Source organism: Neiella marina, assembly GCF_002165625.1.
GTDB lineage: Bacteria > Pseudomonadota > Gammaproteobacteria > Enterobacterales > Neiellaceae > Neiella > Neiella marina.
In genome coordinates, this window is sequence record NZ_NGNS01000004.1 from 209,286 (window position 1) to 225,874 (window position 16,589).

Here is a 16,589-nt window from a genome sequence, read left to right on the forward strand (position 1 = left end):
TTAATCCTTAACGAAACGAATGTTGCTGAATCCCATGCGGGCAAATTCTTTGTCACGAAAGTCGCGAACTGCCTTGTTGTTTTTGGAGACCATTTCAACTTGCTGCTCCATTCTCAAGTAGCTGGTCAAATCAACCCCTTCTTCAGCAGCGATGGCTTCAAACATGGTATTAAAGCGATCCTGAGCGAATGCGATTGTTTTATCCTGACCTTTAAAGCGGTAGTGGATTCGCTTTGCCATCGTCGTTCTCCTTTAAGGCATCAATTAATAAGCGCTCGCACCTTAATCGAAACAAGTTAGAATGCAAGCCATTGACCGGCCAAAACTCTAGTTATGAAATCAATTCTAATCCTAGTCGACGTCCAAAATGTCTACTACACCACCCGTCAGGCTCACGGCCGTAACTTTGATTACAACCAATTTTGGGCTCGGGCAACAGAAGGCAAGCGAGTTAGCAAAGCGATCGCTTATGCCATCGATCGCGGCGACCAAAAACAGCGAGAGTTTCAGAACATTCTTCGCGCCATTGGTTTTGAGGTAAAACTAAAACCCTTTATTCAGCGCTCAGACGGCTCGGCCAAGGGCGACTGGGATGTCGGTATCACTATTGATGCAATGGAATATGCCGCACAGGTTGACGAAGTCATTCTGGTATCGGGCGACGGTGATTTTGACTTGCTGGTGACGCACTTAACGAGCAAAGGCAAACGAGTGGATGTCTATGGCGTTGAACAATTGACTGCCGACTCGCTGAAGCGAGCAGCCAGTGAGTTCAACGCCATTGCTGGCGATTTGCTGCTGTAGCTCTTCTTCATTCACTTAATGATTTGTTGGTATGACGCCTTAGAAAGCTCTGTTGCCGCTTCAAAACACCAAACACTGGCATAAGGCACCGAGCAACTGAGCATGGTTTCCCAAGACTTGTTAGCGGCAAGCGCCAGCCACAGCCGAATCACGCCTGCGTGGGTAAACACGACGACATTTTGCTTGTCGAACTTGCGCCACAGTTGATGATAATAACCTTCTACCCGCATACGAAACTGTTCAAGCGACTCGCCATTGGGAAATTGGAACTGGGTTGGTGTTTTCGCCCAGCGATCAAGCTCGGCACGATTGATATCGTTCCAGCCCTGGCCTTCCCAATCACCAAAATTAACTTCTGCAATCGCCGCTTCAATGATGACAGGGACCTTGTTATAGCTTGTTTCAGCTAGCTTGCGGCAACGTTGAAGCGGACTAGAAACAACCACAGCGGGTTGTTGCGGTAAAGCAGCTTGAAGTCTCAGAGCAGTTTGCTCATAAGGCACTTTGGCATTGCAGTCGGTTTGGCCATAACAGCATCCAGTCAACTCAGTTTCATCATGTCTTACAACATAAAGCGCCATCCTAAAGCGCCAACCAAGCAAGCAAAACAGCTAACTCAACCAACTGCTGCTGAGCGCCTAAGGTATCACCGGTATAACCCCCAAGCTGGCGTTTGAGAAACAGTATCCAGCACAGTGAAACCAGTGCCGCACTGGCTAACACAGCCATGCTTTCTTCAATTGTCAGCCAATAGAAAGGTAACGCCACAAACAAGGCTGCAAGTAACCAACGGCCATAAGATAGCTGTTGTACCACAGGTTTGGCTTTGGACTGACCTGCTCTGACATAGGGCAGCCAGATCATCGCAGCCATTGCCGCCCACCGACTCAGCGAGTGACCGACAAATAAAACTATCACGCCGACTTGCGGCAATAAATCGACCAACAAAACCGCTTTCAGTGTCAGCATGGCCCACAAGGCCAAACTGCCATAGGTCCCCAAGCGAGAATCGGTCATGATGGCGAGTTTCTTATCACGTTCAAAGGCGCCGCCAAGACCATCCATAGTGTCCGCCCAGCCATCTTCATGAAAACCACCGGTAATACAAAAACCAGCAGCCATCGTCAGGAGCACCGCAATTTCCGCAGGCCACCAGCTATTCGCTAGCAAGTAAACCATTGCCATCAAACCCGCAACGATCAAGCCCACCAAAGGAAAGTAAACTGCTGAGCGTCTTAATGCCTGTTCGGAAAAGTTTGGATGGGCAGGCACTGGCAAGCGGGTGAAGAACCCTAGGGCTAAAAACACATCATGGATCATGCCGAGCTAACTCCAGCATCGGCAAAACTGGCCATTTCATTGAGCATTGCTACCGCGCATTTAACCAAAGGGTAGGCCAAAGCGCTGCCGGTTCCTTCTCCTAAACGCAATTTCAGATCGATTAGCGCTTCGGCGTCCAATGCTTGCAACATCGCACTGTGCGCAGGCTCGGCCGATGCGTGGGAAAACAGCCAGTTTGATTTGCTATTCGGTTCCATGTACTCAGCGACGAGTGCCGCAGCCGAGGCGATAAAGCCATCAACCAAAACGGTTAATTGATGGTGTTTTGCTTCCAGCAGTACGCCAGCCATAGCGGCAATTTCAAAGCCTCCGACTTGCGCCAAAATCTGCGCTGCCGATAGCCCCTGACAACGCGACACTGCATCTGCTACCACTTGCGCTTTGAGCGCAATGACATCGGCGCCAACGCCAGTGCCCGGGCCACATGCAGTCTTTGAATCCAATCCGGTCAATGCACTGAGCAAAGCCGATGCAGCAGTGGTATTGCCGATCCCCATTTCGCCAATGATGATGATCTGATGCCCTTGTGCTGCGGCTCGCTGGGCAGCCTCTCGACCGACTAACAGTGCCTGTTGGCATTGCGTTTGAGTCATCGCCGGGCCATGGCGCATATTGTTGGTACCAGCAGCGACCGAGCAATGATGAACCCCGGGCCAGCGGGCGTCTGTATCGACAATGCCCATATTGTAGAGTTCTAAGTCAATGCCATTGCTGCGGCAAAAAACATTCATCGCAGCGCCTCCTGCAGCGAAGTTGGCCAGCATTTGACTGGTAACTTGCTGCGGAAACAGGCTGACGCCCTCGTCGCATACGCCATGATCGGCGCCAAAAATAAACGCTTTGGCATTCTCGGCCGAAGGTGTCAGCGATTGCTGAATCAAGCCAATTTGCAGGGCTACTTGTTCGAGTTTGCCCAGTGAGCCCAATGGCTTAGTTTTCTGATCAATCTTGTTTTGTAATTGTTGGCGCAACGAAGTGGACATGGTTTATTCCTAAACTATGCAGCAATAAGACTATTAAAACAGGGAGTTAGGATACTATCACTAATGACGCATTGAAGCTCACAGAGATTGACAGTGTGAATATCTCCAATCAGTTACTTGGCAAAAGAAATCGCATTGAGGGCATTCGGTAACTGGAAGTGAATAATCACTCCTCCGAGCGCCACAATTGACGCAGACACTAAACCAATTGTCATCGGTTCCATCTGTAACATGGCGATGATTTGGCCGCAGCCCGCGCTAACCAGACCAACGTAGGACCAACACATAAAGTAAGCATGCAATCGCAGCCAAGAGCTTCTTGGGCGACGGACAAATACTGTGGTTAGCGCGCAAAACAAGGTTGCAAGGCTGACAAAAGCCAGTACATGAAAGGGTCCAGCAGTTTGTGAATCACTGTATATACCAAGCGCACTGACATTCAATATTAGCAATGCCAGCGAATACAAGTAGCCCGTTGAGCGGTGAACTTTGCCGCCTTTTGCTTGCCGAAAAAGCATCACCCCAAGAACCAGAGCTACGGTTGCAAACGCTAAATGGATAAAACCTAACCAAGTCACACAGGCACTCTCTATTGTGTTTTAGACACATCAATAAATGTGAGCTTAGTCTAGTTTTAAAACCCAGCTAGTCAGATGAGCTGAACAGCGGCCACAAAAAAGGAGCTGAATACAGCTCCTTTTGTCCTGATGACTTGTTTTTAACGCGGTGGGAAGCCGCCTGGGCCGCCCATACCACCGCCCATGCCCGGCGGTAACATCCCCTGCATGCCGCGCATCATTTTCTTCATGCCGCCTTTGCCCGACATTTTTTTCATCATTTTTTGCATTTGATTAAATTGCTTCAGCAATTTGTTGACGTCCTGAATTTGCAGGCCACAACCTGCGGCAATCCGACGCTTGCGCGAACCTTTGATGATATCTGGGCGCTGACGCTCAGCCGGAGTCATTGAATTAATGATGGCCTCCATATGAACGGTCATTTTGTCACTCATCTTGTCTTTGATTTGCTCAGACATACCGCCCATACCAGGCATTTTGTCCATCAAGCCCATCATGCCGCCCATGTTGCGCATTTGCGCCAACTGGTCGCGGAAGTCTTCCAAATCAAAGCCTTTACCTTTTTGCAGCTTCGCTGCCATCTTGGCCGCTTGGTCTTTGTCGACTTTTTGATCGATTTCTTCGATTAACGACAGTACATCGCCCATACCCAAGATGCGTGACGCGACGCGATCTGGGTAAAACGGTTCGAGGGCATCTAATTTTTCGCCGACACCAAGGAATTTGATTGGCTTACCGGTGATGTGGCGCACCGACAACGCTGCACCGCCACGGGCATCACCATCGGTTTTTGTCAGGATGACACCCGTCAAAGGCAAGGCATCATTAAATGCCTTAGCGGTGTTAGCTGCATCCTGACCAGTCATGGCATCCACCACGAATAGTGTTTCGACCGGATCGATGGTGGCATGGAGATCTTTAATTTCGCCCATCATGTCTTCATCGACATGCAAGCGGCCGGCAGTATCCACCAACACGACGTCAATAAACTGCTTTCGCGCATGTTCAATCGCAGCATTGGCAATATCAACTGGCTTTTGATCGGTCGACGATGGAAAGAACTCAACACCAACTTCGCCGGCGACAGTCTCCAACTGCTTGATTGCAGCAGGACGGTAGACGTCAGCAGATACCACCAACACTGATTTTTTCTGCCGCTCTTTAAGAAAACGGCCAAGTTTACCAACACTGGTGGTTTTACCGGCACCTTGCAAACCAGCCATTAAAATAATTGCTGGCGGCTGCGCGCGCAGATTGAGGTCTTCATTCTGCTCGCCCATGGTCGCTTCAAGTTCATCACGGACGATCTTGATAAAAGCTTGGCCGGGATTCAGGTTTTTCGACACTTCCTGACCAACAGCGCGTTCTTTCACACGGTTGACGAAATCTTTCACCACCGGCAAAGCCACATCAGCTTCGAGCAAAGCCATACGCACTTCACGCAGGGTTTGCTTGATGTTGTCTTCCGTCAGGCGACCACGGCCTGTTACATTTTTGAGTGTTTGCGATAAACGCTCGGTCAGGTTGTCAAACATATTGAGTACCGGATCTCGGATTATTCGGAGCAGGCGATTATACGCGATTTCATTGAGATTGGGATGATCAATCTCCGGATCAAGCTGCGGGTTAATTTCGACACCGCTTGAGGTTATACTCTTGTTTCTGCGCGCGGAGTTAACAATGACGTTTTTCAATCACTTAATCGATCTGAGCTTAGAGGCAGCGCCGTATCTATTATTCGGTTTGATCATTGCTGGCCTAATCAAAGCCTGGCTACCGGAATCTTGGGTCAAACGCCAGCTCAGTGGTTCTGGCAGTAAGCCAGTCGTCAAAGCGGCATTACTCGGTGCGCCCATGCCCTTATGTTCTTGCAGTGTAATCCCGGTTGCTTTGGGGATCCGCCGCAGCGGTGCGAGTAAAGGTTCCACCGTGTCGTTTCTGGTATCGACGCCAGAAACCGGTGTCGATTCTATTTCGCTAACCTATGCCATGATGGGGCCTTTTATGGCCATCGTTAGGCCGATCGCGGCCATTGCAACAGCCCTGACGGCTGGCTTATGGGTCAATGCATCCGAACGCTCCAGCTCAACGTCTTGCCAAGACTCCAAGTCAGCCGGCCAAGCATCAACATCATGTTGCAGTAAACCTGAAAAAGTCGAACCACAAACCACATCCTGTTGCAGCTCAAAAACACCACAAGATACTGCCGATTCCTGCTGTGCACCGAAACCAAAAAGCCCGCCGGTAAGCTCTTGCTGTGAAACCAAGTCAAACGCCAAGGCTTCACAAGGCGCCGATGTGATCGCTGGCGTGCAGTTTGCCTTTGGCAAACTTTACCAAGACATCGTTTGGTGGCTACTGGCTGGGCTTATCGTGGCGGCAGCGGTACAAACCTTCGTACCAACGGAGTGGCTCGCCTCTTGGGGCAGCGGCTGGGTCGCCAAGTTTGTCATGTTGGTCATTGGCATTCCTATGTATATCTGTGCCAGTGCTTCAACGCCCATTGCCGCCGGTCTGATGCTAGCGGGAGTTTCCCCCGGCACAGTGTTGGTCTTCCTGCTGGCTGGCCCAGCCACCAATATGTCGACTATCGCGGTACTCCGTAATGAATTGGGCCTTAGCATCATGATCAAATATATCGTTTCAGTGATGGCTATGGCATTGTTGAGCGGCGTCGCTTTGGATTTATTGTTAGAGCAGCAGCAAGTATTGATTGCCGATGGTCATCAGCACACCGACTGGATACCACTTTGGCTGAGTGCATCAACGCTAGCCATATTAGTCGCAGCAGCCATTAAACCTATTCGAGACTGGGCTTTTGGCCTAATCAACCGCCCCTCAGGAGCTCACTAACGCATGATGCAAATGTCTCAATTGGCACTTATCGCTATCTTGTTGTACTTGGCCATAGCAGCCATTTTGTGGCAACAGTGGATTCGGCCAAGTAAAAAAGCGCTATCGCCAATCTTACTGGCAGCGCCAGCACTGCTTCTTCATTCAGGGTTGATCGGTTGGCAGGTGTTTGCGGTAGGCGGCGTGCTCGATTTTAGCCTGCCCAACGTTGCCTCATTGGTTCTACTGCTCGTTGCGGCAATCTTGACCTTGGCCCATCAGAGCCTTAAGTCCTTGCTACTGCTACCACCAGTTTATTTGTTGTGCGCTGTGGTGATCACCCCAGCAATGACCGACTCGGGTCATTACTTCACCAATTTTGTTGGTATGACAGGGCTAGCGATTCATGTGTCATTGGCCGTCTTGTCTTACTGCTGCATGTTCATTGCGGCACTAATGGCAGTCCAAGTCTGGTTAATTGATCATCGCTTAAAGCATCACGGCCCACTATCGGGTCTGCCGCCACTCATGGTGGTCAATCGCCAGCTTAGCCTGCTGTTACGGATCGGCTTTTTGCTGCTCACAGCCAGCATTGCTATCGGTTGGTACTTTCTTGAAGGCTTCTTTGGCCATGGTCAGGGCCACAAAGCGATCTTAACCATCATTGCTTGGTTGATATACGCTTTTGTGCTGTGGGTCGACTGGCGTGTTGGCATGTCAGCCAAACGTATGGCTATATTTAGTATCGTCTCAGCTTCGGTTTTAACGCTGGCTTATTTCGGCAGTCGTTTTATTAAAGAAGTGTTACTGTCTAGTTAGCGGGCTTGACATTGGGCCGCCGAATACGGCTCAATGCGAGTTCACCCGTCACAAAGGATTTTCGTTTTTGGACGACATATCAAACGGCGCCCTGCTCTGGGCTCTTTTTGGACTCATCATTATTTCAGCAATGTTTTCCAGCTCGGAAACCGGGATGATGTCCATTAACCGTTATCGGTTAAGGCACCACGCCAAACAAAAACACAAAGCAGCGCGTCGGGTATTAGGTATGCTTGAGCGGCCCGATCGGCTGCTTGGCTTGATCCTTATCGGCAACAACCTAGTCAACATTCTTGCCTCATCTATCGCTACCGTGTTGAGCTTGAGGATATTTGGCGATTATGGCATCGCCGTGGCGACCTTTGGCCTGACATTTTTCCTGCTGATTTTTGCCGAAGTCACTCCAAAAACATTCGCCGCTTTGTATCCTGAACGAGTGGCTTTCCCAATGTCGGTGTTACTGAAGCCGCTGATGGTGCTGTTTTACCCAGCGGTATGGCTGGTTAACTTCCTTTCTAATGGCTTATTACGTTTGTTCGGAATCAAGACCAGTGACGACAATGATGAACACTTAAGTTCAGAGGAATTGCGCTCTGTGGTTCACGATGCAGGCAAAATGATTCCTCGACGCCACCAAGACATGCTGTTGTCGATTCTGGATTTAGAGAAAGTCACGGTTGAGGACATTATGGTGCCTCGCAGTGAAATCATCGGCTTTGACGTTAACGAAGAATGGAAAGTGCTGTCTCGGCAACTGATATCAACCTCGCACACCAAGGTCCTGCTTTATCGAGATACCGTAGATGATGCCGTTGGCTTCGTTCACAGCCGTGATGCCTTGCGTCTATTAGCTAAAGGCGAATTTGAAAAAGAATCCATGCTGCGCGCGGTCCGGCCACTGTATTACATTCCCGAGGGTACACCGCTCAATGTGCAACTGCTGAAGTTTCAGCGTAACAAAGAACGCATTGGCTTGGTCGTTGACGAATATGGCGATATTCAAGGGTTAGTGACCTTGGAAGACATTCTTGAAGAGATCGTCGGCGACTTCACGACCACGGTAAACATGGCGCCGAGTGAAGAAATCGAAAAACAAGAAGACGGCAGTTATTTGGTGGATGCCACAGCCAACATTCGCGATCTCAACAAAGAGCTCAATTGGACCCTACCAACAGACGGGCCGAAGACTCTCAATGGCTTGATCTTGGAATACCTCGAGGATATTCCCGATTCACACATTAGCTTGCGAATTGGCGATTACACCATTGAAATCCTAGAGGTCGCTGACAACATGGTGAAACAGGTTAGAATGCTCACCCGCCCGAGCAAAAAGCGACTGTTGTCAAAATAGTGAGGTAGCAATCTTCGACTCAGCAAGTTAGAACAACCAGTCGAAGAAGCCTCCCTCAAGCTCATCTTTGCATTTACGATATTGAGTACCGTATTTGCTAGCGCGTTGCTCGACCTTTTTAGCAACCTTTTTCAGCCAAGGTTTAGCGTTGTAGGTTTTGCGTCGATAGCCCCCCCAACCTTCGTGGTAGTTGAGGTACTGGCCGTAAGCATCCCAGCGCGAGACACCGTTAATCTTATGGGTTTTGGTGATAAACCAGCCCATAAAATCAATGGCATCGCCAAAATCGTCGCGATCGGCGCCAGAGTTGCCTGTTTCACGAATATAATCTTTCCAAGTCATGGTTTTGGCCTGTGAGTAACCATAGGCACTGCTCACTCGCCCCCAGGGGATTAAACCGAAGAAAATATAGTCACGAGGCGGCAGCGCATCATGGCGGAAACTCGATTCCTGATACATCATGGCCATCGGAATCTGAATGGGGACACCCCACTTTTCATTCATCGAGACAGCATCGTCGTACCAATCATCTTTTTCGCGGAAAATATCGCAAAGGTTATCTGGATTAGCCGGAGGCGTGGTCGAACAGGCCGTCATCGACAACAAACATATTGTCACAACAACTTGTTTTAACTTGTTTTTTTTCATTCCCTCAGCGCACTCCGAAAAAATTTGGAAAAAAAATCAAAATTATCTGAACTTTCAGCGACACCTCCGGTCTTATTTAGTGAACGGAATTTATCGCATTGTTCATCTTTATATCCCTTTCATTTTCCCCTGGGTATGTGGGAGTCGCTGACAACAGCGACTCTTTTTTTTATCTAAAATTTGCCCAAAGACCACTTACAGAGAAAAAGGTTGGCCATTTCTGGCAAAGTAATCGGCTAAAAAGTCATCCAAACTTGGCTGAGTTTGCTGCTCCATGTCACTCTGCTGTTGCAACGATTGAGCTGCCAAGTTTTGCCAATAGCTATCATCACTTTGCTGATACGGCACACTAGTCAGTAACTTCTTGTATTGTGACGCCAAATGCAAACCAAATTGGCCATTGTCCATATTCGATTTGACCAATTGTTCAATCAAACGGCCTGACGTTGTTAACTCTGGCTGCTGGAAGCGACGTAATTGCGCTGCCAGTGCTTGCTGATAAGTATTATGGCGCTGTCCTTGATCAAGCAGTTTAGCAATGGGCTTGAGCTGCTCCACGATATCTTCGCCCCATTGGCGCAGACTAACCGGGCCATTACGCCGCTCTAACATCAAACCAGGCTTACGCCCCTCTTCAATCACCTTAATCATGTTGTCACGAGCACGCTGTTGATCTTCAGGATCGCGAGGGCCACTTTCTTCAAACAAGCACAAACACAGCAACAGATCGATAAAGGCAATGGTTAGCTTATCGACCCCAACAGGGGAGAATGGATTGACGTCAAGCGAGCGCACTTCAACGTACTCGACACCCGCGCGGCGAAGCGCCTGAGTTGGTGTTTCGCCCGATTGAGCAACTCGCTTCGGACGGATCGGAGAGTAAAGCTCATTTTCGATTTGCAGGACATTGGCATTGAGCTGCAAATAATTGCCATCAGCGTCCTTAATGCCCATTTTGGCAAAGTCATCTGACGGTGTTGAAATGGCGCTTTGCAAACAACCAACGTAATCTTTCAGAGAGTTATGGCAAACATACAATTGCGATTGGGCACTATTGGTGTAGCCCAGATCACTCATGCGCAGACTAGTAGCGTAAGGCAAATACAAAGTGCCTTTACCTAACTTCTCAAAAGGCAAATTGTGCTCTCGCCCTTGTATGAACGAACCACACAAAGCTGGCGATGCGCCAAATAAGAACGGGATCACCCATGCGTAACGATAGTAATTGCGCAGCAAACCCATGTAGTGCTCAGAGCGAAACTCACCAAGATCTGCATCTTGCTGACCGAGAATATCCTGCCACACCGGCCAAAATGCTTCAGGCATCGAGAAGTTGTAGTGCACACCAGCAATGATTTGCATCATGCTGCCATAGCGCATGTGCAACCCTTTGCGGTAAATGGTCTTCATCTGAGCAATGTTTGACGAGCCATACTGAGCCACCGGAATTTGACTCTCGTCCTCAACATAGCAAGGCATACTCATTGGCCAGAATTGTTCACCATTCATTTTGCCGAAGGCAAATTTATGAGCATCAGCCAATGATGCCAAACTGTCATCAATGCTGTCGCTGACCGGAGTGATGAACTCGACCAGAGCCTCGGAGTAATCCGTAGTAATGGCAGGATGAGTTAATGCCGAGCCAAGTGCGGCGGGGTGCGATTGCTGCGATAGCACACCGTCCTCATCAATACGCAAGCTTTCTTTTTCGATACCTCGGCGAATCGCCTGCAAGGTCTGAGTAACGTCGCTTTGGGCCAGTTGTTCCAATCGCTGGGAGAGAATATCGCTCAACTTTTTATCCTAGTTAAGTAATGACCGCAGGCTATTGGACCTGCGGACTTTATCATTTGTTGTTATGGCGTCCAGGTGGTCACTGTCCACCCTTCAATGGCTTCCAAATCAGCTTTTACGCTATCGGCATTGGCGACAATCAAAACCCACATGGTTTTCGGATCCAACCATTGTTGCGCCAGTTGCCGCAATTCTTGCTGCTCAATAGAAGCAATGATTTGCTGCTGCTGAGCGGGAAAATCATCAGCCAAATTGAACTGCTGGATGCGCCTCAGTAAGGACGCCTTTTGGCCTGCGGACTCATAGACTAAAGCTTCACCTTGAGTCACCGCACTTCGCATGGTTTCAACCTCTTGCGCAGTCGGGCCTTGTTCAGCATATGCTGTCAGCAACTCTAGCGTGTCATTGACCGCATCACCGGTCGCTTGTTGCAATAAATCGGCAGACAAGCTGAAGTTGCCTTGCTGCTTACCACCAGCGAATCGCGAAAAAGCGCCATAAGTGTAGCCTTTCTGCTCTCGGAGCAACTGGTTAGCCCGGCTAGTAAAGCTAGCGCCTAGCGGGTAATTCGCTAACCCAAGCTTAAATTGGGTGCCAGTCGCATCAAATGCGGGCGCGGTCCGACCAACAATCATCACCGCTTGTGCTGCTTCAGGGTGGTCGACTAGAACAATTTGTCCTTGATAGTCAGACACTCCAGGGGTGGCGTCAGGAAGTGTTATGGGGTCGCCAGACCAGGATTGCAACCATTGCAATGATTGTTGAGCATCTGCCTCGCTGACTTGCCCTACAACCACAGCTTTGGCCATCGCACTGGAGTAATTGCTGTGGTAGAAGGCTTTGATATCATCAAGCGTAATGCTTTCAACTGATGCTAAAGTTCCGCCGTCGGCAACACCTAAGCGAGTACCCTTGCCCCACAGCAATTGCCGCTTGGTATTGCCAGCAATGGACTTAGGGTCTTTACTGGCATGATGTAAGAACTGCAAGGTTTGCTGCTTCAAGCGGCCAAAATCACTTTCTTTAAAGCCCGGTTTTGTCAGCATTTCTTCGACTAAAGCCATCGTTTGTGGCAAGAATTCTACCAAACTGGTGACTGATACCTGAGTCGAGCGCCCCCCTGAGCTAAATGACACTCGACTGCCAAGGCTCTCGATAGCATCGGCCAATTGCTCTGATGATCTGATTTGAGTCGACTCATTCATCATCGAAGCAGTCAGTGCCGCAACCCCTTCCTTACCGGCAGGGTCAAGCAGCGGCCCGCCCTCAATGGTCAGCAACACCGATACTGTTGGGATCTCATTGGTTGAAATACCCTTTACCGGAATGCCATTGTTCAAGGCAAATTGCCAAGACTTCGGCATAGCAATACTGATAGCAGCCCCGGTGTCAGGGGCAATAAAACGATCGAATTCGCTGTTAACAGCTGGCGCCACAACATCTGTCGTCACCAATTGCTCTGGTTGTGGGCCTTGCGGTTCTGGCAATTGATAATTGGCTTCTTTCGCTGCCATTGCTTCAGCGCCATGTGGCACCACACTCAACACCACCGCGTGCTGGCTGGCAATATACTGCTGATAGACCCGTTTAATATCCGCTTCGGTCACTGCACCATAGCGCGCCAAGTCATAAGCAATGTTATCAGGCCGGCCGAAGAAGGTTTCGCCCGAGGCTAACTGGCTAGCTTTGCCCGCCACCCGCTCCAAGCCGAAGATGGTGCCAGCTTTAAACATGCGTTGGAACTTTTCCAATGTCGCGGCATCAACCGGCTGCTGTTGCCATTGCGCTAGGGTGTCTCGAATAATCGCCTCAACATCGGCCAAGGTTCGCCCTGACGCAGGATTAACGACAGCGTATATGCTGAAGGTACAAGCTAATTCCTGACACGGGTGTGATGCGCCTACCTGCACCGCAATGCCACTTTTGACTAACGCTTCGTACAACAGGCTGGTTTTGCCGTCACCGATGATTTGCGATAAGAAGTCCAATGGCGCTTCATCGGCGTGCTGGACATAAACCGTTGGAAATGTCAGCTGCAACAAAGGAAGGTGAATATTATCGGGTAAGGTGACGTAACGATCAGCATCCAGTGAAACGAGCTGTTTATCATCTTTTTCAACGGTCGGGCCGGTCGGAATATCGCCAAAGTACTTATTGACCCAAGCCAGAGTCTGCTGCTTATCAAAATCACCAGCAATCACCAAGGTCGCGTTATTTGGCCCATACCAGCGCAGGAAAAAGGCTTTCAAATCATTGAGCGTCACTCGGTTTAAATCGTCGACATAGCCAATGGTTGGCCATGAGTAAGGGTGTTCTGGATTGTATAACGCCCGTCCAGTGGTTTCCCAAACAAGACCATAGGGCGCATTATCATAGCGTTGTGCGCGTTCGTTCTTAACCGTAGCGCGCTGAACTTCAAATTTTTCCTGAGTAACGGCGGGCAACACGAATGCCATCCGGTCCGCTTCGAGCCACAGAATCTTTTCCAATTCATTGGCTGGGACGGTGTTGTAGTATTTAGTGGTATCGCTATTGGTGCCGCCGTTCAAATCGCCGCCCATGGCATCGACAAGCTTGGTATGCAGATCGTTTGGCGCATGGACAGAACCTTGGAACATCATGTGCTCAAAAAAGTGAGCAAAACCTGACATGCCCGGCTCTTCTCGCGCAGAGCCAACATGATAAGTGACATTAACGTGCACCAGCGGATCGGAATCATCCTGATGCAGGATCACCGTCAGACCGTTGTCGAGGGTAAATTTGTCGTAACTAATGCCTAACTCACCTTGTTTTGGTGAGTGGCTTTCTACCCAGTTAACGCCATTTGGAGTTGTTGGCGCACGATCAGCCACTGAACAACTAATTAAAGTGATCAGCGACAGCGTTATTATTAGTTTTCTAATCATCTAATGTCCTTATTGAACCGGAGCACCAGCGGCTTTGGGCCGAAATCCGCAGGCGTTACTGACACCAATTGAGCACCAACTTGCCACAAACATGTCCTTGTTCGAGATGTTGATGTGCATCGGCAACAGATCCCGCAGGGTAGCAAGACTCGACTTCAATGGTAAGTTTTTGAGCAGCAACAAGTTGTAACAAGTGTTGTAATGCATCAACGTCTTGATGAACCAGCATCCCGGTCGCGTCTAAATCAGCTTCGCAGGCAGCTTGCTTGACCGAATCTGCGGTAACAGTTGGCAAGGTCACCACTCGGCCTTTCGATTTGACGCTGGCCAGTGCAGCCTTACCAAAATCACCACCGGCAAAGTCCAACAGCAAATCTGCGCAAGCACTTACGTCCGCTAACCAGTTGCTATTGTAGTCATAGATCTGAGCAGCACCGAGCCGTTGCAGTAATGGTTTTCGTCGCGCAGAAGCCACAGCAATCACTTCACAACCTGCGGCAACAGCTAGTTGCACGGCAATATGGCCAACGCCACCTGACGCCCCTAAGATCACAACTCGCTCACCAGATTGTGCTTGGCCATGCTCAAACACCGCCTGATGAGCAGTTAAACCAGCCAACGGCAGCGCCGCTGCTTGAGCTAAGTGAACACCTTTGGGTACTTCAAGTAATTCATTGAGATCAGTGGATCGCATCGAGCTATAGCAACCACCTTGCAACGGGAAACCAAGCATGCCGCACACAGGCTTGCCAAGCCAAGCTTCATCCACCCCCTCACCCACGGCAGTGATTTGACCGGCAGCATCATAACCCGGCACCCAAGGCAGTTTGTCGGCATTCTGCTGCGCCGCCCAACCTAACCCTGCTCGAGTTTTGGCATCGATTGGGTTTAAACCGGAGTAATGGATGTTGAGCAAGACTTGCCCGGCTGCCAGAGCCGGTTTTGGGTGACGAGTAAGTTGAAGGCCGTCGACGCCACCAAAGTGGGTCAAATCAATACGGCAATAATTTAGCATCCTCAGGTTTACCTTGTTGGGACGAACGCGCGATAATCGATAGGATACTCGGCTGAACAATAAGATAAACTGATATTCATGAAGATTTTTGCAATTTGGTTCGCCATCCCGTTCTGGCAACGTGTTCTAGCAGGCTTTGTTCTCGGCGCCATCACGGGTTTGCTGCTGCAAGAGCAAGCAACGTTGGTGAAACCACTAGGTGACTTGTTTATCAACGCGATCCGAATGTTGATCGTACCGCTGGTATTTTGCACCTTAGTGGTCGCACTCACCTCATACACGGGTAAAAACTTAGGCCGGATTGGCGTTAAAACGGTCGGTTTGTTTTTGACCACCGCCTTTATTGCCTCGGCGTTGGGTCTTACCATCGCCTTAAATTTCGATTTGGGCAGTGGCTTGCAACTGGTCGCTGCCGATACGGTGAAAGAGCGCAACATCCCAACGGCAAGCCAAGTACTGATCGATATCATTCCCCGCAACCCGATAGCCGCAATGGCCGAAGGTAACATCTTGCAAGTATTGTTCTTTGCCATCTTGGTTGGCATTGCCATCAATACTGTCGGCGACAAAGCGCAAGCGCTCAAAGCCACCATTACCAGCGGTGCTGAGGTGATGTTTCAGATCACCCGCTATGTCATGGAATTGACCCCTTTTGGCGTGTTTGGTTTGATTGCCTGGATGTTTGGTAGCTTCGGCTTTGAAGCGGTAGTGCCATTGCTGAAGTTTGTCGGAGCTATTTATGCTGCCTGTTTGATTCACATGCTGCTGGTGTACGGTAGTTTGGTGAAATGGCTAGGTCGAATGTCACCGATTCAATTTTTCCGCGGTATTTTCCCTGCTCAATTAGTCGCCTACTCGTCATCCAGTAGTTATGGTACGTTGCCGGTCACGACCCAATGTGTGACAGAAAACCTCGGTGTATCAAAGCAATATGCCAGCTTTGTTTTGCCATTAGGGGCTACCATTAATATGGATGGCTGTGGTGGCATCTACCCGGCGATATCGGCGGTATTCATTGCTCAGCTCTATGGTATTCCGCTGGGAGCTGGCGAATATGCGTTAATCATGGCCACTGCGGTGCTTGCATCAGTCGGCACTGCTGGCGTACCTGGCTCTGCCATGGTAATGCTGACAGTAACACTCAATGCCGTCGGTTTACCGCTGGAAGGTATTGCCTTTATTGCCGCAATCGATCGAATTATCGATATGATGCGTACCACCACCAATGTGACAGGTGATGCCGTTGTCGCATTGGCGATTGCTCGGCAAGAAGGATTAATGGCACAAGATACTGCTGAGCAAGTGACTGCTCAGGCATCATAATAAGAGGGTGTTATGACTCGACTTTTTCTCGTCCCGCTGGTGTTATCAGCATTGTGGTGGTTGTTTCTCAACTACCACGGCCTGAGCGTGAAACAAGGCGCCAAAGGCTTTTACATCATCTTTGCTTTTTGCGGCGCCTTTGGCTTGTTCTTAACCCTCATCATGTGGTTTATGCAATAACGCTGGTGAGGCTGA

Annotated in this window: 16 protein-coding genes; 6 read left to right on the forward strand and 10 right to left on the reverse strand. The window is 49.6% G+C overall.

Going from position 1 to position 16,589, the window contains the following annotated elements; genetic code table 11:
* A complete protein-coding gene (locus CBE68_RS05705; protein ID WP_087505099.1) occupies window positions 1-240 on the reverse strand; it encodes a DUF2960 domain-containing protein in 240 nt (79 codons plus the stop codon).
* A 93-nt stretch (window positions 241-333) separates the two neighbouring features.
* Here CBE68_RS05705 and CBE68_RS05710 point away from each other — a divergent pair, with 93 nt between their 5' ends.
* Window positions 334-804: an NYN domain-containing protein gene (locus CBE68_RS05710; RefSeq protein ID WP_087505100.1), complete on the forward strand. Its 471-nt coding sequence runs from the start codon at window positions 334-336 to the stop codon at window positions 802-804.
* 11 nt (window positions 805-815) lie between these two features.
* On the opposite strand, the gene CBE68_RS05715 is transcribed toward CBE68_RS05710, so the two are convergent.
* From CBE68_RS05715 to ffh, 5 genes are all read right to left on the reverse strand, one after another.
* Window positions 816-1,385, reverse strand: a complete 570-nt coding sequence (locus tag CBE68_RS05715; RefSeq protein WP_087505101.1) for a histidine phosphatase family protein — start codon at window positions 1,383-1,385, stop codon at window positions 816-818.
* 1 nt (window position 1,386) lies between these two features.
* Window positions 1,387-2,124, reverse strand: coding sequence for an adenosylcobinamide-GDP ribazoletransferase (cobS, locus tag CBE68_RS05720; protein WP_087505102.1), 738 nt, complete (start codon window positions 2,122-2,124; stop codon window positions 1,387-1,389).
* A complete protein-coding gene (cobT, locus tag CBE68_RS05725; RefSeq protein WP_087505103.1) occupies window positions 2,121-3,128 on the reverse strand; it encodes a nicotinate-nucleotide--dimethylbenzimidazole phosphoribosyltransferase in 1,008 nt (335 codons plus the stop codon). The genes cobS and cobT overlap by 4 nt, the downstream gene beginning before the upstream one ends.
* Window positions 3,129-3,241: 113 nt before the next feature.
* Window positions 3,242-3,706, reverse strand: a complete 465-nt coding sequence (locus CBE68_RS05730) for a DUF2306 domain-containing protein (RefSeq protein WP_087505104.1) — start codon at window positions 3,704-3,706, stop codon at window positions 3,242-3,244.
* A 140-nt stretch (window positions 3,707-3,846) separates the two neighbouring features.
* On the reverse strand, window positions 3,847-5,241 hold the full coding sequence (ffh, locus tag CBE68_RS05735) for a signal recognition particle protein (protein ID WP_087505149.1): 1,395 nt from the start codon (window positions 5,239-5,241) through the stop codon (window positions 3,847-3,849).
* Window positions 5,242-5,386: 145 nt separating this feature from the next.
* On the opposite strand from ffh, the gene CBE68_RS05740 reads away from it, so the two are divergent.
* The 3 genes from CBE68_RS05740 to CBE68_RS05750 all read left to right on the forward strand — a co-directional run bounded on the left by CBE68_RS05740 (window position 5,387) and on the right by CBE68_RS05750 (window position 8,708).
* Window positions 5,387-6,559, forward strand: a complete 1,173-nt coding sequence (locus CBE68_RS05740) for an SO_0444 family Cu/Zn efflux transporter (protein ID WP_087505105.1) — start codon at window positions 5,387-5,389, stop codon at window positions 6,557-6,559.
* Between the two features lie 3 nt (window positions 6,560-6,562).
* Entirely contained in the window at window positions 6,563-7,357 is a 795-nt protein-coding gene (locus CBE68_RS05745; RefSeq protein WP_087505106.1) for a cytochrome C assembly family protein, read from the forward strand.
* A 67-nt stretch (window positions 7,358-7,424) separates the two neighbouring features.
* Window positions 7,425-8,708 carry an HlyC/CorC family transporter gene (locus CBE68_RS05750; RefSeq protein WP_087505107.1) on the forward strand — a complete coding sequence of 428 codons (1,284 nt, stop codon included), beginning with the start codon at window positions 7,425-7,427 and terminating at the stop codon, window positions 8,706-8,708.
* Between the two features lie 27 nt (window positions 8,709-8,735).
* On the opposite strand, the gene CBE68_RS05755 is transcribed toward CBE68_RS05750, so the two are convergent.
* The 4 genes from CBE68_RS05755 to CBE68_RS05770 form a co-directional block, all read right to left on the reverse strand.
* Window positions 8,736-9,356: a transglycosylase SLT domain-containing protein gene (locus CBE68_RS05755; RefSeq protein ID WP_087505108.1), complete on the reverse strand. Its 621-nt coding sequence runs from the start codon at window positions 9,354-9,356 to the stop codon at window positions 8,736-8,738.
* Window positions 9,357-9,551: 195 nt separating this feature from the next.
* Complete coding sequence (gene gshA, locus CBE68_RS05760) at window positions 9,552-11,150, reverse strand: glutamate--cysteine ligase (RefSeq protein WP_087505109.1); 1,599 nt, start codon at window positions 11,148-11,150, stop codon at window positions 9,552-9,554.
* Between the two features lie 62 nt (window positions 11,151-11,212).
* Window positions 11,213-14,056: a M16 family metallopeptidase gene (locus CBE68_RS05765; RefSeq protein ID WP_229744655.1), complete on the reverse strand. Its 2,844-nt coding sequence runs from the start codon at window positions 14,054-14,056 to the stop codon at window positions 11,213-11,215.
* Window positions 14,057-14,111: 55 nt separating this feature from the next.
* On the reverse strand, window positions 14,112-15,071 hold the full coding sequence (locus CBE68_RS05770; protein ID WP_087505110.1) for an NADP-dependent oxidoreductase: 960 nt from the start codon (window positions 15,069-15,071) through the stop codon (window positions 14,112-14,114).
* Between the two features lie 78 nt (window positions 15,072-15,149).
* Here CBE68_RS05770 and CBE68_RS05775 point away from each other — a divergent pair, with 78 nt between their 5' ends.
* Window positions 15,150-16,394 (forward strand): dicarboxylate/amino acid:cation symporter, encoded by a 1,245-nt coding sequence (locus tag CBE68_RS05775; RefSeq protein ID WP_087505111.1) that lies wholly within the window; start codon window positions 15,150-15,152, stop codon window positions 16,392-16,394.
* A 12-nt stretch (window positions 16,395-16,406) separates the two neighbouring features.
* Window positions 16,407-16,574: a hypothetical protein gene (locus CBE68_RS18850; RefSeq protein WP_188708089.1), complete on the forward strand. Its 168-nt coding sequence runs from the start codon at window positions 16,407-16,409 to the stop codon at window positions 16,572-16,574.
* Window positions 16,575-16,589 lie beyond the last annotated feature (15 nt).

What these genes read in the sequence shown, in the direction of transcription:
- CBE68_RS18850 (WP_188708089.1), top strand. Translation starts at nt 16,407, where the DNA reads ATGACTCGACTTTTTCTCGTCCCGCTGGTGTTATCAGCATTGTGGTGG.
- CBE68_RS05705 (WP_087505099.1), bottom strand. Translation starts at nt 240, where the DNA reads ATGGCAAAGCGAATCCACTACCGCTTTAAAGGTCAGGATAAAACAATC.
- CBE68_RS05745 (WP_087505106.1), top strand. Translation starts at nt 6,563, where the DNA reads ATGATGCAAATGTCTCAATTGGCACTTATCGCTATCTTGTTGTACTTG.
- CBE68_RS05740 (WP_087505105.1), top strand. Translation starts at nt 5,387, where the DNA reads ATGACGTTTTTCAATCACTTAATCGATCTGAGCTTAGAGGCAGCGCCG.
- ffh (WP_087505149.1), bottom strand. Translation starts at nt 5,241, where the DNA reads ATGTTTGACAACCTGACCGAGCGTTTATCGCAAACACTCAAAAATGTA.
- CBE68_RS05755 (WP_087505108.1), bottom strand. Translation starts at nt 9,356, where the DNA reads ATGAAAAAAAACAAGTTAAAACAAGTTGTTGTGACAATATGTTTGTTG.
- CBE68_RS05775 (WP_087505111.1), top strand. Translation starts at nt 15,150, where the DNA reads ATGAAGATTTTTGCAATTTGGTTCGCCATCCCGTTCTGGCAACGTGTT.
- CBE68_RS05770 (WP_087505110.1), bottom strand. Translation starts at nt 15,071, where the DNA reads ATGCTAAATTATTGCCGTATTGATTTGACCCACTTTGGTGGCGTCGAC.
- cobT (WP_087505103.1), bottom strand. Translation starts at nt 3,128, where the DNA reads ATGTCCACTTCGTTGCGCCAACAATTACAAAACAAGATTGATCAGAAA.
- CBE68_RS05765 (WP_229744655.1), bottom strand. Translation starts at nt 14,056, where the DNA reads ATGATTAGAAAACTAATAATAACGCTGTCGCTGATCACTTTAATTAGT.
- cobS (WP_087505102.1), bottom strand. Translation starts at nt 2,124, where the DNA reads ATGATCCATGATGTGTTTTTAGCCCTAGGGTTCTTCACCCGCTTGCCA.
- CBE68_RS05710 (WP_087505100.1), top strand. Translation starts at nt 334, where the DNA reads ATGAAATCAATTCTAATCCTAGTCGACGTCCAAAATGTCTACTACACC.
- CBE68_RS05715 (WP_087505101.1), bottom strand. Translation starts at nt 1,385, where the DNA reads ATGGCGCTTTATGTTGTAAGACATGATGAAACTGAGTTGACTGGATGC.